The sequence below is a fragment of the Hymenobacter convexus genome, assembly GCF_030580955.1.
Classification (GTDB): domain Bacteria; phylum Bacteroidota; class Bacteroidia; order Cytophagales; family Hymenobacteraceae; genus Hymenobacter.
In genome coordinates this window covers 312,019-331,345 of sequence record NZ_JAUQON010000003.1, presented here as the reverse complement: position 1 = coordinate 331,345, position 19,327 = coordinate 312,019, and the positions used below count along the sequence as shown (strand labels likewise).

Below are 19,327 nucleotides of genomic sequence, written 5' to 3'. Positions count from 1 at the left end.
GGGTGCCTTAGCGCAGCGGGTGAGGCGGCAGTAACAGACGTATCATTAGCCGGGTGCCGACGGCTTCAATTTGCATTTTCCCTGATAACCAAATAATTTGGCAGCCCTCTAAATCTCAATGGTTTTTACATGAGCGCGCATGTTTCCGCAGCTGCTAACCCAACTTCCAACCATCCCGCCACACTGCGCAGCCACCTTGTGCTGGTGCGCATGGGGCTGATGATATTCGGTATTCTGCTGCCGGCGTTCGGCCTGCCGGTACTCATCGGGGCCTGCTTGTTTTTGAGCGACGGCAATATGGCCTGGGGCGGCGGCCTGCTACTCACCAGCCTGCTGATGATGGCCGCGGCCTGGCCGCTGCTGCGGCGCAGTATGCTGCCCGTGCTGGCCACGCTCACGCCCAAAATCCTGCGCCTGGAGCCCCGCGCCCGCAGCATTGCCTACGGCCTGCAGCCCATTGACTACCCGCTGAGCGACATTGCGGGCTACGGCGAGCTGGCCTCGCAGGGCGGCGACCATATTAAGATTTACCTCAATCACGGCCCCATGCTCCAGCTGGCCGACCGACCCAAAAAAGCCATTCCGGCTGCTGAGGCCCACCTGCCCGGGCTTGTGGATGCCCTCACCCTGGGCCGAACGCTGCAAGGCCAAGTGCTGGAAACCGGCGCGCCCGCCGAAAGCCTGCACCGCCCCAATTTCTACCAAAGCGGGCTGGGCCGGGCGCTGGCCTGGCTGTGCTACGGGCTGATGGCGCTGGGCGTAGTGCTGCTTTTCGTGCCCGGCGTGGACTGGACGGTGGGGCTGCGGCTGTTCACCTTCACCGGGCTCTACATTGGCTTGTACCAGCGCAACCAGCGGGCCGCGGCTGGGGCCTGAGAAGTGCACGCGCTGCCGGTTTGCTAACATCCCGGAAATCTTCCCGGGCACTTCGTTGTTTACCTTCGTGGAGCTAATTCCGCCCCGAACCGAACGACTCACTACTTGCTTTTACCCCAACACTTCGAACAAAAAATCGGCTTCAGCACCCTGCGCGAGCAGCTCGAAGCCAATTGCCTCTCGGCCTTGGGCCGGCAGTACGTGGCCCGCATGGAGTTCCAAACCAAGCACGAGCCGCTGCTGAAACTGCTGCAGCAAACCGACGAATTCACTTACCTGCTGCGCTCCGGGGCCGATTTTCCGGCCTCGCACTACCACGACGCCAAGGTGCACCTCAAGCGCGCGGCCCTGCCGGGCGCCTACCTCGACGTGGCCGCATTTTTTGAAGTGAAGATGAGCCTGCGCACCATCCGGCAGGCGCTCACCTTCTTCACGCAGGCCGACGAGGACCAGTACCCCACGCTGCGCCTGCTGGGCATCGGCGTGCAGGTCGACCGCAATTTGCTGGCCAACCTCGACAAAGTGGTGGACGACGAGGGCGGTGTGCGCGACGACGCCAGCCCGCTGCTGCGCCAGATTCGGCAGGAGCTCATAACCCGCCAGGGCCAGCTACGCCGCCAGATTGCCGGCATCCTGCGCCAGGCCAAGAATGAAGGATGGATTCCGTCCGATGCCGAGCCAACGATACGCGGCGGGCGCCTGGTGCTGCCCGTCATTGCCGAATTCAAGCGCAAGGTAAAGGGCCTGATTCACGACGAATCGGCCTCGGGCCAGACCGTGTACATCGAGCCGGCCGAGGTGTTTGAGCTCAACAACGACATCAAGGACCTCGACAACGCCTACCACCGCGAGCTGATTCGCATCCTCACGGCCCTGACGGACCAGCTCCGCCCGCACATTCCGGATTTGCGCAAGGCCTATTCCTACCTCGGGCTAATTGACTTCATCCGGGCCAAGGCACGGCTGGCCGTCACCCTCGACTGCCAGCTGCCGGTGTTGCACAACAAGCCGCTGCTGAAGTGGCACGGCGTGCGCCACCCGCTGCTACAGCTGGCCTTCGCGCAGCACAAAAAAGACTCCGGCGACGCCCGCCAGGTGGTGCCGCTCGATTTGGAGCTGAACCACGAGCAGCGCATTCTGGTGATATCCGGCCCGAACGCGGGCGGCAAATCGGTGAGCTTGAAAACCGTGGGCCTCGTGCAGTTCATGCTGCAGATGGGCCTGCTCATTCCCTGCGCCGACAACTCCGAAGCCGGTGTGTTCGAGGATATTTTCCTCGACATTGGTGATGAGCAGAGCTTGGAAAATGACCTGAGTACCTACTCCTCGCACCTGCTGGCCATGAAGCAATTCCTGCTGCTGGCCGGCAAGAAAAGCCTGGTCCTGATTGACGAATTTGGCACCGGCACCGAGCCCAGCCTGGGCGGCGCCATCGCCGAGGCCGTGCTCGACCAGCTGAACCGGGCCCGCGTGTACGGCGTCATTACCACGCACTACACCAACCTGAAAAACTTCGCCGAGCGCACCCCGCACCTCGTGAACGGCGCCATGCGCTATGACCCCGAGAAGCTGCAGCCGCTTTACCGCTTGGAAGTGGGCAAGCCGGGCTCGTCGTTCGCCATTGAAATTGCCCGCAAAATCGGCCTGCCCAAGGAGGTGGTGGAGCGCGCCACCCAGCTGGTGGGCAAGGACAAAATCCGCTATGACCGCCTGCTCGAAGGCCTCGAAAAAGAGAAAACCGAGCTTGAACAGCGCACCGCCGAGGCCGCCAAGGCTGAGCGCCGCCTCAAAAGCGCCGCCAAGGAATACCAAGACCTCAAGCAGCACCTCGAAGACACCAAAATCGAAACCCTGCGCACCGCCAAGCAGCAGGCCAAGGCCCTTCTGGTGAACACCAACCAGCAAATCGAAGCCACGATTGGCGAAATCCGGCGCGGCAACGCGGAGAAGGAAGTCAACAAAGCGGCCCGCGAGAAGCTGGAAACCTTCGTAAAAAAGGAGCTCCAGATTGAGCCGCCCAAGCCTAAAGCCACCCGCGAACGGGCCGTGGCCGGGGCCGTGCAGCCCGGCGACAAAGTGGCCCTGTTCGGGCAGGACGGTTACGGCGAGGTCGTCAGCGTGAAAGGCCAGACGGCCGAGGTGATGTTCGGCGGCATGAAAACGCTGACCAAGCTCAGCCAGCTCGAAAAGCTGGGCCGCGCCGAAATCCGCGAGCGGGAGCAGGCCGCCAAGGCCAAAGCCGGCCGCCTGGGCGGTGGCGGCACCGGCGGCGGCAACAGCGTGAACATCACCGACCGCATGGCCGGCTTCAGCCCCACGCTGGACCTGCGCGGCGAGCGCGCCGAAGACGCCCTCACCAAAACCATGAGCTTCGTGGACGACGCCGTGATGCTGGGCATGCCCGAAATCAAGTTCGTGCACGGCCGTGGCAACGGCGTGCTCCGCCAGGTGGTGCGCGACTACCTGCGCTCGCAGCGCGCCGTGGCCAGCGTGGCCGACGAGCACCCCGATAGGGGCGGGGATGGCGTTACTATCGTGGTGCTGAAGTAGATGGCGGGCCGCAACGGGAAAGCCGAACGAGTACTGGCCGGTCTTTTTGGGTTGGCTGTGAGCTTTATTATGCTGACGAAAAGCCTGCAGGTGCTGGGCGAGGCAATTCGCCTGCGGGCCGCCTTGCCCAGCAACCCCGGCCTGCACCCGGAGGTGAAGGAAGCCTTTATCACTTTTGCGCTGGAATTGACCTTCGGACTTTTCCTCGGTTGGTGGGGCATTTCAAAATTTCGGCGCCAACCCTCGACAACGAAAGTGCACGAAGACAAAGCTTAAAAACCCCGCAGAGCATTAGTTGCTGCGGTCGAACCAGCGATAAGCGGATTTTTATAATGTCCTTATTAAAACAAGAAGCCCATGTCTTATTCAGGCCTGGGCTTCTTGTTTTACATGTTTCACTCGGTAGTCTGATGGTAAGTACCCAGTTTGAAAAGTCAGATATTACCAAAAATCACCTGGTAGTCGGGGGCCGCTTGCCCGTACGTTTGCTTGGCATTGCCAAAAGCCGCTGAGTAGCTCTCGGCCGCAGTCATCACCTTCCCCACAATCACCATGCAGCCCCAAAGCTCCAGCCCGTCCGTTCCGCAAACCTCTCCGGCCTTCATTGCTGCCTCCTGGGTAGCGCTGCTCGTGGGCGTGGTCGCCTTCAACGTCGGCTTGTGGAATGCCCAAATGGCCCTTAACGAAAAAGGCTACTACTTCACTGTGCTCATGTACGGCCTCTTTGCCGCCATTTCGGTGCAGAAAAGCGTGCGCGACCGCCTCGAAGGCATCCCCGTCACCAACCTCTACTATGGCATCAGCTGGGTGTCGGTGCTGCTCACGGTGCTGCTCCTCACGGTGGGCCTCTGGAATGCCACGCTCACGCTGAGCGAGAAAGGCTTCTACGCCATGTCCTTCGTGCTGAGCTTGTTCGCGGCCATCGCGGTGCAGAAAAATACCCGCGACACCATGCGCCAGGGCCGGCCCGAGCAGTCCGACCTAGGCCAGTAGTACATCCGGCTGCTGGTCCGCTCACTTCGTTTGAAATCGGCCGTGAAGTACTTTCCACTGGCGCTCATTTACTCCCGGCTGGCCATTGGGGCGCTGCTGGTGGCCCTCAGCTACTTAGGCGTGGCGCACTTTGCCGCGCTGGCCGTGGGGCTGCTCACGCTGGGCGTGCTCACCGATGTGTTCGATGGCATCGTGGCCCGGCAGCTGAACATTTCGACCGAAAAGCTGCGCCGGCTCGATTCGGCGGTCGACTAGGTGTTTTGGGCGCTGGTGCTCGTGGCCACGTATCTGGCTTGGCCGGGTTTCTTTGCCTACCACGCTGGCAGACTGTGGACACTGCTCGGGCTGGAAAGCCTGACGTATGCCGTGAGCTACTTCAAATTTCGCAAGGAAATCGCCACGCATTCGTGGGGCGCCAAGGCTTGGGTATTGGTTTCCGCTGCCGCCCTCGTCCAGATTTTGAGCACCGGTGACTCGGGGCTGCTGTTCGGCATTTCCTTTTACCTCGGCGCCGTGAGCCGGTTGGAAATCATGGCCATTCTGCTGCTGCTGCCCCGGTGGACGAACGATGTGCCGACCTGGTATCACGCGCTATTGTTGCGCCGGAACCAGCCCATCAGGCGCTACAAGCTTTTGAATGGATGATGAGTTGCCAATCATCGCACTTGCCAAATGGGAAAATCTGCCGCAATTGTGCGGCAGTCCTTCGCTTGCGCAACTAATCTTTGAGTTGGTTGCCCAAATAATTTAGCGGCTGGCTGACGTTGAAATAGATGTCCCTGCCTTCGAAATGCTGCGGGCTGCCGGCCGCCGAGGCTTCCGCCACAGGTTTCAGCGTGAAAATATCGGTGGTACCCGCCCGCGACTGGCCGCTGTAATCCAGATTGAAGTAACCCAGCAGCGTGTACTCGTCATCCACCGATGCCACCACGAAGGCCGTGGCTGGGCCATGCCCGTCGCCGCTGCTACGCAAGGCTCTGAGCAGGCCAAAGTAGCGGTTGGCGTAGCGCTGGGCGAGCCGGCGGCCGCTGGCCTGGCTGGCGCACACTATCATCTCGGTGTTGAGGCGCAGGTTGAAGGGCTGGGCGCGGAGGTCCTTGGCGCCCAGCGCCAGGGCTTCGCGGTACTGCTTGGCAGCGAAGGCTTTGGTAAAGGATTCGGAAGCTTCGCCGGCGCCTTCCGGGTTGTAGCCCGCCTGGAAAACCTGTCCGTAGTACAGGTAGTGGTAGTCTTTCGCCTGCAAGGTCGAGTCCGAAGCCTGGAGCCGCGTCAGCTGTTTGGGGAAATAATAGGGCGAGCCCGGGTTGGTAGTTTCGCGCTTGATTTCATCGAAATCAACGTTGGATATCTTTTGAGCCAGCGTACTAAAGGTGCATAGCAGGCCGGCGAGCAGCAGCAAAAGTTTCATGGTAGCAAAGGTTGCGTTTTGAGCCTGAAACGTAACCACGGCGCAATTAATCAAAGTACGCACACAAAAAAGGCGGCCTCCCAGGGGGAGGCCGCCTTTTTAAAGAAAGCGGTGCGGGGGCTTATTGCACCACCACGCGGCTCACCTGCGTCGATTCCGGCGTCGTCACCTGCACCATGTACAGGCCCGATTTCAGTGCCGAGGCATCGATGTTCAGGTCGGTGCCATTCAGGGGCTGGGTCTGGGTGAGCACCACGCGGCCGGTCACGTCGCGCAGCACCACGGTGGCGGTGCGGGCGGCCGTGCTGGCCAGACGCAGGTTGAAGCTGCCCTGGGTCGGGTTGGGGTACACCTGCAGGGTGCTGGCCTGCACCGTGCCGGCCCGGGTGGCCAGCGTGAGGCGGCATACCGTCACCCCGGCCGCGGTTTGCTCCGACACGCGGGTAGCGAATTCCTGGTAGTACTGGTTCACAATGCGGGCGTCGTGGATAACGAGCGTATTTTCGTCGTTTTCGTTATCGGCCGAGTTGGTCCAGTTGTGCGAGCCCAGGAAGATGGTGGGGTCCGATTGGGCGTTGCCCGCGTCCACCAGCAGGTACTTGTGGTGGAAGATGTAGGAGCCGCGCTTCAGAATCATGCGGTTGCCGATGGCCGAGCGAATCACGCGGAAGTTGTTGCCCGAGCCGTCGGTGGCGCTGGTGTCGTTGGTCACGCCCTCGGTGCAGGCGGCGATGCCGCGCAGCTGCACCCGGTCGCGGATGGCGCGGCCGATGTCTGAACGGGTGATGAGCATCGACGCGAAATGCATGTCGTTATCAGCCGTCTGCACCGTCTCGATGAGGTGGCCGTTCACGTTGTCGGTCGGCGAAAACCACGATTCTACCTGGCGCCCGCCAATGTTGAAGTAATGCGGCGTGTTGTCGGTTTTGCGGTTGCCAAACAGCAGCGTACCGGGCGTGAGGGTGTTGCTGCCCCACATCTCGTTGAATTCCATGGTGTAGACACGGGCTAGGCTCTGGTCCTGCACGGCAATGGCCGAGTTGCGGTCGGTAGCGAGCTGGGCAGCCGTCCAGTTGGTCGAGCCCGTCCACACCCAGGGGCAGTTGGCCACGCTGGTGTCGGCGTCAATCACCACAAATTTGTTGTGCATGATGGCGCTGCCGCTGCTGCCGGCCTGGGCCGGGCGGCCCTGGCGCGGAATCACGGCGTTGAGGCTGTTGATGCTCAGGTTGGCGTTGTCGTCTTCGTAAATCACGCGCACCTTCACGCCGCGGGCCCGGGCCGCGTTTACGGCATTGAGAATGACGGCGTTGTTCCAGTTATAGATGGCGATGTCGAGGGTTTTGCGGGCCTTGTTGATGTAGCTGGCCAGCGTGTCGGCGATGTGGCCGCTGGGCAGGTACACGGCGTTGTTGTTGGGCATGGCCAGGGTGTTGTCCACGGCGTTGTTGAAGTACACGCGCATCTTGCCGGTCGAGAGCGAGGCCGTAATCATGGGCACCACGCGCGACTGCGACTGGCCCACGCTGTTCACCGAAATGGCTTGCACGTAGTACACCGTGGCGGGCTGCAGGCCGGTCAGGGCCAAGCTGTGGGTGGTCACGCTGGCCGCGTTGGTCACGGTCTGAAAGCCCGTGGTGGGCGAGGTGCTGTAGCTTAGCTGGGTGTTGCCGGCGTTCTGGGTGATGAAGTTCACGGTGAAGCCGGTCGTGCTAATGTTCGAGGTCGTGGGCGTGCCGATGAGGTTCGGCGTCAGGCCCTGGATAAAGTCTGCGTAGAGACGCGGCAGCAGCTGGTAGCCGGTGGTGGTGTTCACCGTGCCGGTGTTGGCCGTCATGTGCTGGCTAATCAGGCCAATGGCGTCGTACAAGCCCGTCGGGGCCGGCTTGCCGATGAGGCCGTAGGGGCCGGTGCTGGCGGCGTTCACGTAGAGCGGCGTGGCGGCGTTGTTGTTGATGCGGTAGCCGGCCGAAACAGAGGCGAACGACGTCACGGCCGCGCCCGTGCTCGTGTTGATGGACGTAATGCCGTTGATGCGCACCAGCTGGCCCTCGTACTGCTCGGCAAAAGCTGGGGTGATGCTGCCGGCCGGAAATGACACCGGCACCACCGGCCGGTTGCCGGAAACGATGGTGACGCTCGTGAGCGGGTCAATTTCCAGGAAGCCGTAAAACTGCTTTAGCTGGCCCGTTACCACAATGCTGTCGCCGGGCTGCACCGAGTTCAGCACGGCTGCTACGGCCGCCGAGGTGCCGGCCGCGCCGGTGGTGCCGCCATAAGCCGCAATGCCGGCCGTGCCGTCCTGGAAGTAGCGAATGGACCCCAGTTCCGGGCCGTTGGTGGCGATGCCGGTCACGGTGACCGTGGCTCCAGCCGTGGCATTGGTGGTGGGCTGCTGGGCACGCGCTGCCGCAATGGTAATGGGAGCCTGAGCCGCGGCGGGCCGCCAAATAGCCGCGCATATCAGCAACGCCAACAGGGTAAGTTTATTCATAAATGAAGGAAGTGTTAGGAAACGGTTAAAGTGAAAAAGATGAAAAGCCGAACTACAAAGATGCTGAATTTCAGCGAAACGAACCGCCGAATGCACCGTTGGCCGGCCCAACACTGCCCCTTAATTTTTAGTGCCAACGCGGACGCGCTTGCCGCCGCTGGTGATAAACGGCACGGGCGGGGCCGTTTCGGTGCCGGAGGCGTTGCGCGAGCTCACCTCCACGTAGTAAGTGGTGCCCGGAATCAGGTCGGTGAGGGTGAGGCTGTGGTGGGTGGTGAGGGCCGCGTCGGTGCGGCTTTCCTTCAGGTCCTGGGCGGTGAGGCCGTAGCGCACGCGGGTGTCGCCGGGGTTCAGCGTGGAGTACACCACCGTGAAGCCCGTGGGGCTCACGTTCACGGGCACGGGCTCTTCGGTGAGGCGCGGCAGGCCGCCGCCGAGCACCATGTCGGAGGCCAGGCGCGGCAGCAGCTGGTAGCCGCCCGTGCCGCTGGGCGAGTACTGGCTGAGCACCCCGCGCAGGTCAAACGGCTCGGTGGGCGGCGTGGCGTCCACGAGGCCGGCGGGGCCGGTGCTGGCGGCACCCACCCGCACCAGCGTGCCGGTTTGGCCGTTGAGGAGGTAGTTGGCGTTGCCGGCCAGGGTGGTGGCAGCGGTGCCGGCAGGCGTGGCCAGGCGCGTCACGCCCGTAATTTCCACCAGACGACTCTCGTTGGCTTCGTCAAAAACAGTATTGGCCTGCGCCACGGGCACCTTCAGGGCGCGCAACCGTACCCCGCCCGCCAGCTTGTGGAACGAGGCCACGGGGTCCATTTCCAGCAGCCCGTTGTAGAGCTTGAGCTGGCCCGTGACCTGGATGCTGTCGCCGGCGTGCAGCTCGCCGTAGCCCGGCAGCTTGGCCGGCTGGGCATACAAGGCCAGGCCGGCCTCGGCGTCCTGGATGTAGCGGATGTTGCCCATCTCGGTGCCGTTGAGCACCACGGCGCGCACCGTCACGGTGCTGCCCGCGCCCAGGGCCCGGGCGGCTTTCACGGTGAGAACGGGCGGGGTGGCTGGGCCGGGCGTGGCCTGGGCGTTGGCAAAACCGGCGAATAAGCCGGCGAAAAGTAGCAGCTTGGTCATAACTAGAATTGAAGAATATGTAGACCGAAAAAAGAAGCGCGTATGCAAATCTCGGGATAAATTCTTCATTTCCTGCTGCTCAGGACTATAAAGTTATGGTTGAAACATAGTTATATTATATCACAAAATATTAACTTCCGGGTGCAGCTCGATGCCGAACTGCGCCCGCACCGAGGCAATGATTTCCTCGGCCAGCTGGCGCACTTCGCTACCGGTGGCGCCGCCGTGGTTCACCAGCACCAGGGCCTGGCGGGCGTGTACGCCGTGGGTGCCCTCGCCGGGGCCGCGGCGCAGGCCCTTCCAGCCGGCCCGCTCGATGAGCCAGCCGGCGGGCACTTTCACGCCGCCGGGCACGGGGTAGCCGGGTAGTTCCGGATACTCGCTTTTCAGGTGGTCGAACCGGGCCTGCGAGATTTCGGGGTTCTTGAAAAAGGAGCCGGCGTTGCCGATTTCGGCCGGGTCGGGCAGCTTGCTGCGCCGGATGTGCACCACGGCGCGGCTCACGTCCTGCGGCGTGGGCTCGCCCTCGATGCCCAACTCGGCCAGCGTTTCGGCAATGGCGCCGTAGCGCACGTTGGGCCGGGGCTGGCGGTGCAGGCGCAGCACCACGGCCGTGACTACAAACTGGCCCTTTAGCACGTTTTTGAACACACTTTCGCGGTAGCCGAAGCCGCATTCGTCGGCCGTGAACACGCGCAACGCGCCGGTGCTGATGTCGACGGCTTCGAGGTGGTCGAAGGTGTCGCGCAGCTCGGCCCCGTAGGCGCCGATGTTTTGCAGGGGCGAGGCGCCCACCGTGCCGGGGATGAGCGACAGGTTTTCGAGTCCGCTCAGGCCCTGGTCGAGACTATATTCCACCAGCCCGTGCCAGCTTTCGCCGGCCCCGGCCCGCACCAGCACGGTGTGCGTGTCGGCGTCCTCATAGGTGATTTCGAGGCCGCGAATCTCGTTTTTCAACACCGTACCCGCGAAATCCTGGGTGAAAAGCAGGTTGGAGCCGCCGCCGAGGATGAGCTTTTCGGCCGCCTGCACCTCGGGCAACTTTAGCAGCGCGCGCAACTCGTCGGCCGAGGCGAAGCGGGCGAAGTAGCGGGCCTGCACATCGAGGCCAAAGGTGTTGTAGGGGCGGAGGGAGACGTTTTCTTCGAGCGTTGGCATCATGCCGCAAAGGTAGGGGCGGGGCTTGGGCACGAGGTGCATGTTCCGAATGCTTCGGCGACCTTTGCCCGTATGGACACCCAGCGAGCCTCCCGCCTCAGCAAGTTTCTCAGCTACCACCTGCGCCACCATCCCGAGGGCCTTTACAGGACGGCGGCTGGGTGCCCGTGGCGGAACTGCTAGCCGCTTGCGCCGCCCACGGCACGCCCCTGAGCGAGGCGGAATTGACTGAAATTGTGGCTGGCAACGACAAAAAACGCTTTGCGTTCGATGTCGGCGGCACGCGCATCCGGGCGCAGCAGGGCCACAGCGTGGAGGTCGATTTGCAGCTGGTGCCGGCCATGCCGCCCGCGCTGCTCTACCACGGCACGGCCCCGGCGGCGCTGCCCGCCATCCGCTCGGCGGGCTTGCAGAAAATGGCGCGCCACCACGTCCACCTTTCGCCTGATGCTGAAACCGCCCGCCGCGTGGGCGCCCGGCGCGGCCAGCCCACCATCCTGACGGTGGATGCGGCCGCGATGCACGCGGCCGGCGTGCCGTTCTACGAATCCGGCAACGGCGTGTGGCTGGTCGAGGCCGTGCCGCCGCAGTATCTGGGCGGCCTGTGAAGTAGCGCGGACTTTTAGTCCGCGTTTCGAAACGACCCTGGTGGCGCGCAGACGCGGACTAAAAGTCCGTGCTACGTACAGGCCTACCGCAAGTAATGCGCGGCCATGATGATGCCGTAAATCCAGCAGGTATAGAGCGAGGCGTACCAGAAGCCTTCCCAAAGGCTGGCACCCAGGCGGCCCCGGCAGCGGTTCGAGTTTTTAAAAACCAGCCGCAGCGCCCGGAAAAACACCCAGTACAGCAGGGCGGCGAAGATGAGAATGCCCGTCCAGAGCAGCGCACCCACCAGCCAGATGACGAACACGGCCAGGATGGCCACCACCACGGCCATCGCAATGGCCGCCAGAATGCCCAAAATACCGTGGCCTTCGGAAAAATCGAAATTGGGCAACGACTCCAGCCTGCCGGTGCCGGGGAAATTTTTGCGGCTGATGCGGTCGGTGAGGCGGCCCACGTCGTCGCGCAGCTTCACGCCGTGGTAGAGGCCCACGGCGGTGAACAGGAAAAAGGCGCCGAACAGGATACTGGTCGAAATCAGCGAATTGGCAAACAGCGTGCGGTGCTGCCCGAGCCCCAGCAGCCACACCGCCACCGTGGTAACCACCACCACGGCCAATGAAACCAGGGCCACGTTGCCGGCACTGAGCAGGCGGTAGGGGCGGGGAGCGGGCGGGGTGGTCATGCGGCAGGGCAAGAGGGTTAAATTAAAGCACGTCATGCTCATCTGGCGTCCGCGCAGTCGAAGTCTCTCCTCCACAACAGTAATCAATTGCCAGCGCGGTAGAGATGCTTCGACTGCGCGGACGCCAGATGAGCATGACATGCTTTTTTATTGTTCCGTTGCCCAGACCTACCGCACCCGGTAGCCACTCACGGCATAAAACAGCAGGTACAGGTAGCACAGCGCCGGCACCACGAAGGCCACCCGCAAGCCGCCGCCGTGCGTGGCCAACCAGCCCATGAGGAGGGAAATAATGGCACCGCCCACGATGCCCATGATGAGGTAAGAGGAGCCCTGTTTGGTGAATGGCCCCAGCCCTTTGATGGCCAGCGGAAAAATGACGGGCCACATGATGGAGTTCATCAATCCGCAGAGTACGATGAGCCAGAGGGCTGTTTCGCCGTGCAGGGCGATGGAGCCCAGCACCAGCAGGGCACCCGTGGCGCAGACGCCCACCAGCAGGGGCCGGTCGGGGTAGCGGCGCAGCAGGGGGATGCCGGCAATGCGCCCGACCATCGTGCCAAACCAGTAGGAAGCCACCATCACGGCGCCCACGGCCGCTGTGAAGCCGTGGGCCGTATCGATGGGCAGCGGGCGCTGGCCGATAACGAGCAAGCCGAAGTTGGTGATGGCGTTGAGTTTTTGCACCAGTTCCTGCGTGAATGGGCTGAGCTGCAGAATGTGCTGCGCCTGGCCGTAGCGAATCAGGAAATCGCCCAGGCCCACTTCAACGCCGACATATAGGAAAATAGCCCCGATGCCCAGCACCAGATGCCGGAAATCGAGCGCCGATTTCCGGCCCGCCAGCAGGGCCGTGTCGTCGGCGGTAGCTTCCTCATCGGCCGGAATGCTTTCGATTTTGGGCAGGCGCACCAGGAAGAAAAGAATGGCCAGGGCTGCCAGAAAAGCGGCGAGCCCCAAATAAGGCGTTTTGACCAAGGCCGCTTCCTGGGCCAGACGCTGGCTGACGGGCAGGGCGGCCAGCTGCTGCTTGAGGAGCGACGCGCTGCCGAATAGCAGCAGGCCGCCCACCAGCGGCGAAAGCGTGCCGCCCAGCCCATTGGCCACGCCCACAATGCTGACACGACTGGCCGCCTCGCGCGCCGGGCCCAGCACCGACACATACGGGTTGGCCGCCACCTGGAGCAGCGTGACGCCCGCCCCCAGCAAGCTCAGGCCCACTAGAAACAGGCTGAACGCCTGAGCATTGGCAGCCGGAACAAAAACCAGCGCCCCGGCGGCCATCACCAACAAGCCCAGCACGATACCCCGCTGGTAGCCAATCCGGTTCAGCACCCAGCCCGCGGGCAGCGACATCAGGAAATAGGCGGCAAAAAAGGCCGAAGGCACCAGCGACGACTCAAAATCGCTGAGATGACATACCTCCTTGAGGTAAGGCATGAGCACCCCGTTGAAGTTGGTGACGGCCCCGAACAGGAAGAACAGGGTGGTCATCAGCATCATCGGCCCGGCGTAGGAGCGGGCGGGGGCAGCGGTGCTGGCGGCGGGAGCGGGGGAGGAAGCAGGAGCGAGGGCCATAAGCGCGAAGCGCCTGCTTTCGCCTGCGCCGGGTGGGATTGTTGACGGGTTTGATGGCGCAAGCTAAAGCATGCGCTACACTTTCTGCCGACCTTTGCGGACGCGGACTAAAAGTCCGCGCTACTTTATGCACCTCACCGCCACCACCCAGTTCGGCCTGGAAGAACTACTCGCCGACGAGCTTTACGCCCTCGGGGCCGACATCACGCACGTGGGTTCCCGCGCTGTCGAGTTCATCGGCGACCACCGTTTGCTGTACGAAGCGGCGCTGTGGAGCCGGCTCTCCATGCGCCTGCTGCGCCCCTTCGCCGCCTTTTACGCCGCCGATGAAAAGGCCCTGTACCGCGAAGTAAGCCGCATCGACTGGCAGGATTTCATTGGCCCCGGCCAGACTTTCGCCATCACGCCGGTGGTGAACCGCTCCACCTTTGAGCACTCGCTCTTCGTGGCCCAACTCACCAAGGATGCCATCGTGGACCAGTTCCGGGCCCGCACCGGCGAGCGGCCCAGCATCGACACCCGCCAGCCCGACATCCGCCTGCACCTGCGCATGACGGAAAACGAGGTCATTCTCAGCCTCGATGCGGCCGGCGACTCGCTGCACCGCCGCGGCTACCGCCAGCACACCAACGAAGCTCCCCTGAACGAGGTGCTGGCCGCCGGCCTGGTGATGCTTTCCGGCTGGGATGGCAAAAAGCCCCTCATCGACCCCATGTGCGGCTCGGCCACCATCCTCACCGAAGCCGGCCTCATCAGCCAGCGCATCGCGCCCGGCCTGTTCCACCAGGGCAAGTTCGGCTTCGAAAACTGGTACGACTTCGACCCCCAACTCTGGGAGCAGGTGCGCGAAGAAGCCAAAGCCCAGCGCCTCGAAGAGCCCCAGGCCTACCTCGCCGGCTCCGACCTCGACCCCAAAGTCATCGACATGGCCGCCGCCAACATCACCGCCGCCGGCCTCGAAGACTGCGTGCGCCTCTCGGTGCGCGACGTGAAAGACGCCGCCGCGCCCGCCAAAGAAGAGCCCGGCATCGTGCTGATGAACCCGCCTTATGGCGAGCGAATAGGGGAGGAGGCCCAGATGGCGGCCTTGTACAAAACGATTGGCGACACGCTGAAAACGGGTTTTCAGGGCTATGAGGCCTTTATTTTTACCGGCAATCTGGAAGCGGCCAAGAGCGTAGGGCTGAAGCCGGCGCGGCGGATTCCGCTGTTTAATGGGCCGATTGATTGCCGGCTGCTGAAGTATGAGCTGTACCGGGGCTCACGGCGTGAGCCAAAGCCGGCCGAGGCACCCACCGGAAACTAATCTGCTTGGAACTTCCGGCCTCGTCACGTTATTTTAACTAGTTATTCTTCCCGCATTATGTCTGATACCTTAACTACCGCTCCAACCAACCTGCTGCCCGCCGCCCAACAGGCCCTGAAACGGTACTACGGCTACGACAATTTCCGCCCCATGCAGGGCGACATCATCCAGAACATCCTCGGCGGGCGCGACACTGTGGTGCTCATGCCCACGGGCGGCGGCAAGTCGGTCTGCTTTCAGATTCCGGCAGTGGTGAGCGAGGGCACCTGCGTGGTTGTCTCGCCCCTCATCGCCCTGATGAAGGACCAGGTAGAAGCCCTGAAAGCCAACGGCATTGCGGCGGCCTACATCAACAGCAGTGTGGGCCAGAGCGAGTCCAACGACATTGCCCGAGCGGCCGTGAGCGGGCACCTCAAGTTGCTCTACGTGTCGCCGGAAAAACTGCTGAGTGACGGGTTTCTGCAGTTTCTCAATCGGGTCAATATCAGTATTTTCGCCATTGACGAGGCGCACTGTATTTCGAGTTGGGGCCACGATTTTCGGCCCGAATATACCCAGTTGGGCCAGCTCCGGAACCACTTTCCCAACACGCCAATCATCGCCCTCACGGCCACGGCCGACCGCCTGACCAAGCGCGACATCATCACCCAGCTCAACATGCGCGAGCCCCGGGTATTTCTCTCCAGCTTCGACCGGCCTAACATCAACCTGATAGTGCGCCCCGGCCAGGACCGGGTGGGCTCCGTCATCGACTACATCGGCCGCCACCCGCAGGACCCCGGCATCATCTATTGCCTCTCGCGCAAAACCTGCGAAACCATCTCCCAGAAGCTCCTCGCCAAAGGCATCAAGGCTGCGCACTACCACGCGGGGATGACGCCTTTGCAGCGCGGCAAGGTGCAGGAGGCGTTTTTGCAGGATGATATTCAAGTAATAGTGGCCACCATTGCCTTCGGCATGGGCATCGACAAGAGCAACGTGCGCTGGGTGATGCACTACAACTTGCCGAAAAACATCGAGGGCTACTACCAGGAAATCGGCCGGGCCGGGCGCGACGGCGCCCCTTCAACGGCCATCCTGTTCTACAGCTTCGCCGATGTGATGCAGATGCGCGAGATGGTGACCAAGGACGTGCCCGCGCGCCAGGCCCAGCTCAACACCGCCAAGCTGGAGCGCATGCAGCAGTTTGCCGAAGCCGCCAGCTGCCGCCGCAAAATCCTGCTCAACTATTTTTCCGAAACGCTGGCCCAGGACTGCGGCAACTGCGACATCTGCCGCAACCCGCCCACCACGTTCGACGGCACCCTCATTGCCCAGAAAGCCCTCTCGGCTGTGGCCCGCAGTCGAGAGAAAGTGGCCATCAACCTGCTGATTGACATCCTGCGCGGCATGCGCAACCAAGCTGTGCTGCAAGGCGGCTTCGACCAGATTAAAACCTACGGCGCGGGCCGCGACCTGCCCTATCTGGATTGGTACAGCTACATCCACCAGATGCTGAACGACGGCCTGTTCTACATCGCCTATGAAGAAGGCTACGCCCTGAAAATCACCGAGCGGGGCCACCAAGTGCTCAAAGGCGAGCTCACGCTGCCGCTCCGCAAGTTCCAGCCCAGCGAAAAGGCCGAAAAGCCCACCCGCGCCAGCAAAAAAGCCGCCAACGCCGCTTCCACAGCCGCCGTGGGCACCCCCGAGGCCCAGTTGTTCGACAAGCTGCGCAAGCTCCGCAAAGCCATTGCCGACGAGCAGGGCGTGCCACCCTACGTGGTGTTCAGCGATGCCACGCTGCAGGAAATGGCGGCCGAGCGCCCCGTGAGCCGCGTGGGCATGCTGGGCGTGTCGGGCGTGGGCATGAAGAAGTTCGAAACCTACGGCGAGGCCTTCATCAAGCTCATTCTGGAGCACGGCGGGGGCGGGCAGTACGTGCCTTCCGATTCGGACAGCATGTTCAGCGAGCCCGCCCGTCCGCGTCTGGCCAAGGCCGAGGCGGCCGCCACGGCTGAGAAACCCGTGAGCGACTCCGAGGACGCTACCATCCAGTTCCACCAGATGGGCCTCACGCCGGAAGACATTTCCGAGCGCCGCGGCCTGGCCCTGAGCACCGTGAAAACGCACCTCTACAACGCCTACGCCAAGGGCCGCGAGCTGCGCATCCACGACTTCGTGAGCGATTCCGAACTGGCCGAAATCCTCACCGCCCGCGCCCAGCTTGGCAACGACGTAACTCTGCGCGACCTTTTTGACCACCTGCGCGAGAAGTACGACTACTTCCAGCTGCGCATGGCCGCGCTGTACCACAAGCGCCTGCGCGGGCAGTAGCGCAATTGCCAATCTTTTTAAGTTGATTGTTATGGCCACCGCTAACGCTCGAATTACTGCCAGCCACGAAATCATGCTGGGCAAGCCTGTCATCCGGGGCACGCGGCTCACGGTGGAGTTGCTGCTGCGCAAGCTTGCGGAAGGGGCCACGACGGCCGACTTACTAGCAATGTATCCGCAGCTGGAAGCCGCTGACGTGCAGGCGGCTCTGGAATACGCGGCAGCTATGCTTGCCAAGGAAGAAATCATTGGTTTTGCGGCGTGATTCTGGCCGACGAAAACATCGACCACGGCATCATCGCGGCCTTGCGGGCCGCAGGCTATGCGGTCGATTCCATCTATGAATCGCACCGTAGCTTCAGCGATGCAGCGATTATTGAGCTGTCGCGAAATCCGCCGCGCATCATTCCGACCGAAGACAAGGATTTCGGTGAATGGGTTTTCGCGCATGGTATCCGCGACCTTAACGTGATTTTCCTTCGTTACTCCTTTCGGGATACTGCCGCACTGCTGGCGACGTTGCTGGAATTGCTGCGCACCCGGCTGCCTGATTTACAAGGCGCTTTTACGACTGTGGCTGTGCATAAAATCCGCATCCGCCCGCTTTAAAACCATGTCGCAACCTGTTGTATCCGGTGCCCAAAGCTTCGGGCCGCGCCGCCTGCTCCTTGCCCTCGCGGCCCTGCTCATCGCCGCCTTCGCGGGCCTGATGCTCACCAAAACGCTGCCCTACTACACCTTTGAGAAGGGCATCCACTTCCTCACCACCAAGAGCGACGAAACCAACGACAACCCGGTTTTCCGGTTGGGGTTCTACGTGCACATCACCACCAGCCTGGTGGTGCTGGTGCTGGGGCTGCTGCAGTTTCTGCCGGTGCTGGCGCGGCGCGGGCCGGGGCTGCACCGGGCGCTGGGCAAGGGGTACATCATCGGAATATTGGCGCTGGCGGCACCGTCGGGCCTCATTCTGGCGCGGTTTGCCAATGGCGGGCTGGCGGCGCAGGTCGGCTTCACGCTGCAATGCCTGGTGTGGTGGCTGTGCACCTGGAAGGCCTACCGCGCCGCCCGCCAGCGCCAGTGGCCCCTGCACGTCGACTGGATACTGCGCTCCTTTGCCGTAACGCTGGCCGCGCTGGCCCTGCGCGGCGAGAGCTACGTGATGTACTACGTGTTCGAAACCAAGCCGATAGAAACGTACCTGACGGTGACCTGGCTTTCGTGGGTGGGCAATCTGGTGCTGATGGAGCTGCTGCTGGAAGCGGGGTTGGGGCGGTATTTCCTACGGGAGTTTATGCCGGAGCTACGCAGTAAATTGGCAGCATGAGAAAGAGATTTTGCCTGTTTCTTTTATTAATAGCAACGGCTTGTCAGCAGCAAAAACCTGCTGCCCATACAGTCAATGCTGCAACATTGCGCGCCGCTTCCCAGGCAGCAGCAAAACCAGCGTTAGATTCTTCATCTGCAACGATTGCACCAGTCGTTGCAGATGAAGCTTCACTGACACCAGAGATGGGTGCTGCGTTCCGGCAGGTGGACGTAAGCAAGCTGTTTCTAGCCCCGGAATCGCAGTCAGAAGGCTTCAAAATGGCACTTGATGGTTTTTTCGGAGCCGACCCACAGCGGCTTTCGCTGGCCATACTGCAAGCTACCCGCGACAGCCTGCGCCCCGAACTAATTCACGTAACTGGCAAAGCCCGTAACCGAAAACAGATTTCCAGCTTTTCGGGAGAGATTCACTTCACCCAATTGGCCGATTATTTTGACCAAGGTTTTCTACTCTCGCAGGGCGGGGATGAATTCAGTCAAGATACTACGAAAGAGGGCGGGCCAGTTATCAACGCCAACGCTTATTCAGCATCCGCAACTTTTCGCTTCGTCGGCAATGCCCCTGCTACCTATGTGCTGACTGGACAAGCACTGCTGGATTTCTGGGTGAGGAGTGATGGGAAAGTTGGCATGATGTACACGCCTGGCGAGGGAATGGTATTAGAAAAGGCGCCCACGAAAGGCAGCGGGTTAGTGTTTACAGGCAATTGGCAAGAGCCAGCCGGCAAATCTGCTCGGCCGTTTCTGGTGAGCCTGAATATTTTCCTGCAATCTCCCGACCTGATAAAAGATTTTGGCATCGGAGACCGGAATTCGCAGGTGAATTCTAAATATGCCAAATTAGGTTGGAGTACTTATTGGGAAAACGACGAATGGTGGGCCGACTCGCCCAAGCCCAAGCTCAGCCTGTAG

19 protein-coding genes are annotated in these 19,327 nt (G+C 62.1%); 13 read left to right on the top strand and 6 right to left on the bottom strand.

The annotated features are described in order from the left end of the window. Nucleotides 1-129 precede the first annotated feature (129 nt). The 6 genes from Q4S41_RS08060 to Q4S41_RS08035 all read left to right on the top strand — a co-directional run bounded on the left by Q4S41_RS08060 (nucleotide 130) and on the right by Q4S41_RS08035 (nucleotide 5,064). The gene (locus tag Q4S41_RS08060) at nucleotides 130-876 is read left to right on the top strand and encodes a hypothetical protein (RefSeq protein ID WP_305030594.1); all 747 of its coding nucleotides are present in this window, start codon (nucleotides 130-132) and stop codon (nucleotides 874-876) included. Between the two features lie 105 nt (nucleotides 877-981). Beyond that, a complete protein-coding gene (locus Q4S41_RS08055) occupies nucleotides 982-3,426 on the top strand; it encodes an endonuclease MutS2 (protein ID WP_305030593.1) in 2,445 nt (814 codons plus the stop codon). 69 nt (nucleotides 3,427-3,495) lie between these two features. After that, a complete protein-coding gene (locus tag Q4S41_RS08050; RefSeq protein WP_305030592.1) occupies nucleotides 3,496-3,702 on the top strand; it encodes a hypothetical protein in 207 nt (68 codons plus the stop codon). Nucleotides 3,703-3,978: 276 nt separating this feature from the next. Then, entirely contained in the window at nucleotides 3,979-4,419 is a 441-nt protein-coding gene (yiaA, locus tag Q4S41_RS08045) for an inner membrane protein YiaA (RefSeq protein ID WP_305030591.1), read from the top strand. A 42-nt stretch (nucleotides 4,420-4,461) separates the two neighbouring features. Then, nucleotides 4,462-4,674 (top strand): CDP-alcohol phosphatidyltransferase family protein, encoded by a 213-nt coding sequence (locus Q4S41_RS08040; RefSeq protein ID WP_305030590.1) that lies wholly within the window; start codon nucleotides 4,462-4,464, stop codon nucleotides 4,672-4,674. Beyond that, the gene (locus Q4S41_RS08035) at nucleotides 4,675-5,064 is read left to right on the top strand and encodes a hypothetical protein (RefSeq protein ID WP_305030589.1); all 390 of its coding nucleotides are present in this window, start codon (nucleotides 4,675-4,677) and stop codon (nucleotides 5,062-5,064) included. Between the two features lie 73 nt (nucleotides 5,065-5,137). Here Q4S41_RS08035 and Q4S41_RS08030 read toward each other — a convergent pair whose 3' ends face one another. The 4 genes from Q4S41_RS08030 to murB all read right to left on the bottom strand — a co-directional run bounded on the left by Q4S41_RS08030 (nucleotide 5,138) and on the right by murB (nucleotide 10,598). Then, nucleotides 5,138-5,827, bottom strand: a complete 690-nt coding sequence (locus tag Q4S41_RS08030; RefSeq protein WP_305030588.1) for a DUF4919 domain-containing protein — start codon at nucleotides 5,825-5,827, stop codon at nucleotides 5,138-5,140. Nucleotides 5,828-5,948: 121 nt separating this feature from the next. After that, nucleotides 5,949-8,321 (bottom strand): phospholipase D-like domain-containing protein, encoded by a 2,373-nt coding sequence (locus Q4S41_RS08025; protein WP_305030587.1) that lies wholly within the window; start codon nucleotides 8,319-8,321, stop codon nucleotides 5,949-5,951. 120 nt (nucleotides 8,322-8,441) lie between these two features. Further along, nucleotides 8,442-9,440: a fibronectin type III domain-containing protein gene (locus tag Q4S41_RS08020; protein ID WP_305030586.1), complete on the bottom strand. Its 999-nt coding sequence runs from the start codon at nucleotides 9,438-9,440 to the stop codon at nucleotides 8,442-8,444. A 120-nt stretch (nucleotides 9,441-9,560) separates the two neighbouring features. Then, nucleotides 9,561-10,598, bottom strand: coding sequence for a UDP-N-acetylmuramate dehydrogenase (gene murB / locus Q4S41_RS08015; protein ID WP_305030828.1), 1,038 nt, complete (start codon nucleotides 10,596-10,598; stop codon nucleotides 9,561-9,563). Between the two features lie 167 nt (nucleotides 10,599-10,765). Here murB and Q4S41_RS08010 point away from each other — a divergent pair, with 167 nt between their 5' ends. Beyond that, on the top strand, nucleotides 10,766-11,206 hold the full coding sequence (locus Q4S41_RS08010; RefSeq protein WP_305030585.1) for an RNA 2'-phosphotransferase: 441 nt from the start codon (nucleotides 10,766-10,768) through the stop codon (nucleotides 11,204-11,206). 83 nt (nucleotides 11,207-11,289) lie between these two features. On the opposite strand, the gene Q4S41_RS08005 is transcribed toward Q4S41_RS08010, so the two are convergent. Both Q4S41_RS08005 and Q4S41_RS08000 read right to left on the bottom strand, forming a co-directional pair. Then, nucleotides 11,290-11,889, bottom strand: coding sequence for a hypothetical protein (locus Q4S41_RS08005; protein ID WP_305030584.1), 600 nt, complete (start codon nucleotides 11,887-11,889; stop codon nucleotides 11,290-11,292). A gap of 168 nt (nucleotides 11,890-12,057) precedes the next feature. Next, entirely contained in the window at nucleotides 12,058-13,467 is a 1,410-nt protein-coding gene (locus Q4S41_RS08000) for a sugar MFS transporter (RefSeq protein ID WP_305030583.1), read from the bottom strand. Between the two features lie 127 nt (nucleotides 13,468-13,594). Between Q4S41_RS08000 and Q4S41_RS07995 the strand changes: the two genes are divergently transcribed. Genes Q4S41_RS07995 through Q4S41_RS07970 form a run of 6 tightly spaced genes read left to right on the top strand, consistent with a single transcriptional unit; the run spans nucleotide 13,595 to nucleotide 19,327 of the window. Beyond that, nucleotides 13,595-14,773, top strand: a complete 1,179-nt coding sequence (locus tag Q4S41_RS07995) for a THUMP domain-containing class I SAM-dependent RNA methyltransferase (protein ID WP_305030582.1) — start codon at nucleotides 13,595-13,597, stop codon at nucleotides 14,771-14,773. Between the two features lie 57 nt (nucleotides 14,774-14,830). Further along, nucleotides 14,831-17,089, top strand: a complete 2,259-nt coding sequence (gene recQ / locus Q4S41_RS07990) for a DNA helicase RecQ (RefSeq protein ID WP_305030581.1) — start codon at nucleotides 14,831-14,833, stop codon at nucleotides 17,087-17,089. A 31-nt stretch (nucleotides 17,090-17,120) separates the two neighbouring features. Further along, entirely contained in the window at nucleotides 17,121-17,354 is a 234-nt protein-coding gene (locus tag Q4S41_RS07985; protein WP_305030580.1) for a DUF433 domain-containing protein, read from the top strand. Then, a complete protein-coding gene (locus Q4S41_RS07980) occupies nucleotides 17,351-17,698 on the top strand; it encodes a DUF5615 family PIN-like protein (RefSeq protein WP_305030579.1) in 348 nt (115 codons plus the stop codon). Before Q4S41_RS07985 ends, Q4S41_RS07980 begins: the two co-directional genes overlap by 4 nt. Nucleotides 17,699-17,702: 4 nt before the next feature. After that, nucleotides 17,703-18,413 carry a DUF2306 domain-containing protein gene (locus Q4S41_RS07975; protein ID WP_305030578.1) on the top strand — a complete coding sequence of 237 codons (711 nt, stop codon included), beginning with the start codon at nucleotides 17,703-17,705 and terminating at the stop codon, nucleotides 18,411-18,413. Further along, nucleotides 18,410-19,327 carry a hypothetical protein gene (locus Q4S41_RS07970; RefSeq protein WP_305030577.1) on the top strand — a complete coding sequence of 306 codons (918 nt, stop codon included), beginning with the start codon at nucleotides 18,410-18,412 and terminating at the stop codon, nucleotides 19,325-19,327. The genes Q4S41_RS07975 and Q4S41_RS07970 overlap by 4 nt, the downstream gene beginning before the upstream one ends.

Coding starts and splice junctions, on each gene's coding strand:
- Q4S41_RS07970 (WP_305030577.1), top strand. CDS start 18,410: ATGAGAAAGAGATTTTGCCTGTTTCTTTTATTAATAGCAACGGCTTGT.
- Q4S41_RS07995 (WP_305030582.1), top strand. CDS start 13,595: ATGCACCTCACCGCCACCACCCAGTTCGGCCTGGAAGAACTACTCGCC.
- Q4S41_RS08025 (WP_305030587.1), bottom strand. CDS start 8,321: ATGAATAAACTTACCCTGTTGGCGTTGCTGATATGCGCGGCTATTTGG.
- murB (WP_305030828.1), bottom strand. CDS start 10,598: ATGCCAACGCTCGAAGAAAACGTCTCCCTCCGCCCCTACAACACCTTT.
- Q4S41_RS07985 (WP_305030580.1), top strand. CDS start 17,121: ATGGCCACCGCTAACGCTCGAATTACTGCCAGCCACGAAATCATGCTG.
- Q4S41_RS08005 (WP_305030584.1), bottom strand. CDS start 11,889: ATGACCACCCCGCCCGCTCCCCGCCCCTACCGCCTGCTCAGTGCCGGC.
- Q4S41_RS07975 (WP_305030578.1), top strand. CDS start 17,703: ATGTCGCAACCTGTTGTATCCGGTGCCCAAAGCTTCGGGCCGCGCCGC.
- Q4S41_RS08060 (WP_305030594.1), top strand. CDS start 130: ATGAGCGCGCATGTTTCCGCAGCTGCTAACCCAACTTCCAACCATCCC.
- recQ (WP_305030581.1), top strand. CDS start 14,831: ATGTCTGATACCTTAACTACCGCTCCAACCAACCTGCTGCCCGCCGCC.
- Q4S41_RS08000 (WP_305030583.1), bottom strand. CDS start 13,467: ATGGCCCTCGCTCCTGCTTCCTCCCCCGCTCCCGCCGCCAGCACCGCT.
- Q4S41_RS08030 (WP_305030588.1), bottom strand. CDS start 5,827: ATGAAACTTTTGCTGCTGCTCGCCGGCCTGCTATGCACCTTTAGTACG.
- yiaA (WP_305030591.1), top strand. CDS start 3,979: ATGCAGCCCCAAAGCTCCAGCCCGTCCGTTCCGCAAACCTCTCCGGCC.
- Q4S41_RS08050 (WP_305030592.1), top strand. CDS start 3,496: ATGCTGACGAAAAGCCTGCAGGTGCTGGGCGAGGCAATTCGCCTGCGG.
- Q4S41_RS08020 (WP_305030586.1), bottom strand. CDS start 9,440: ATGACCAAGCTGCTACTTTTCGCCGGCTTATTCGCCGGTTTTGCCAAC.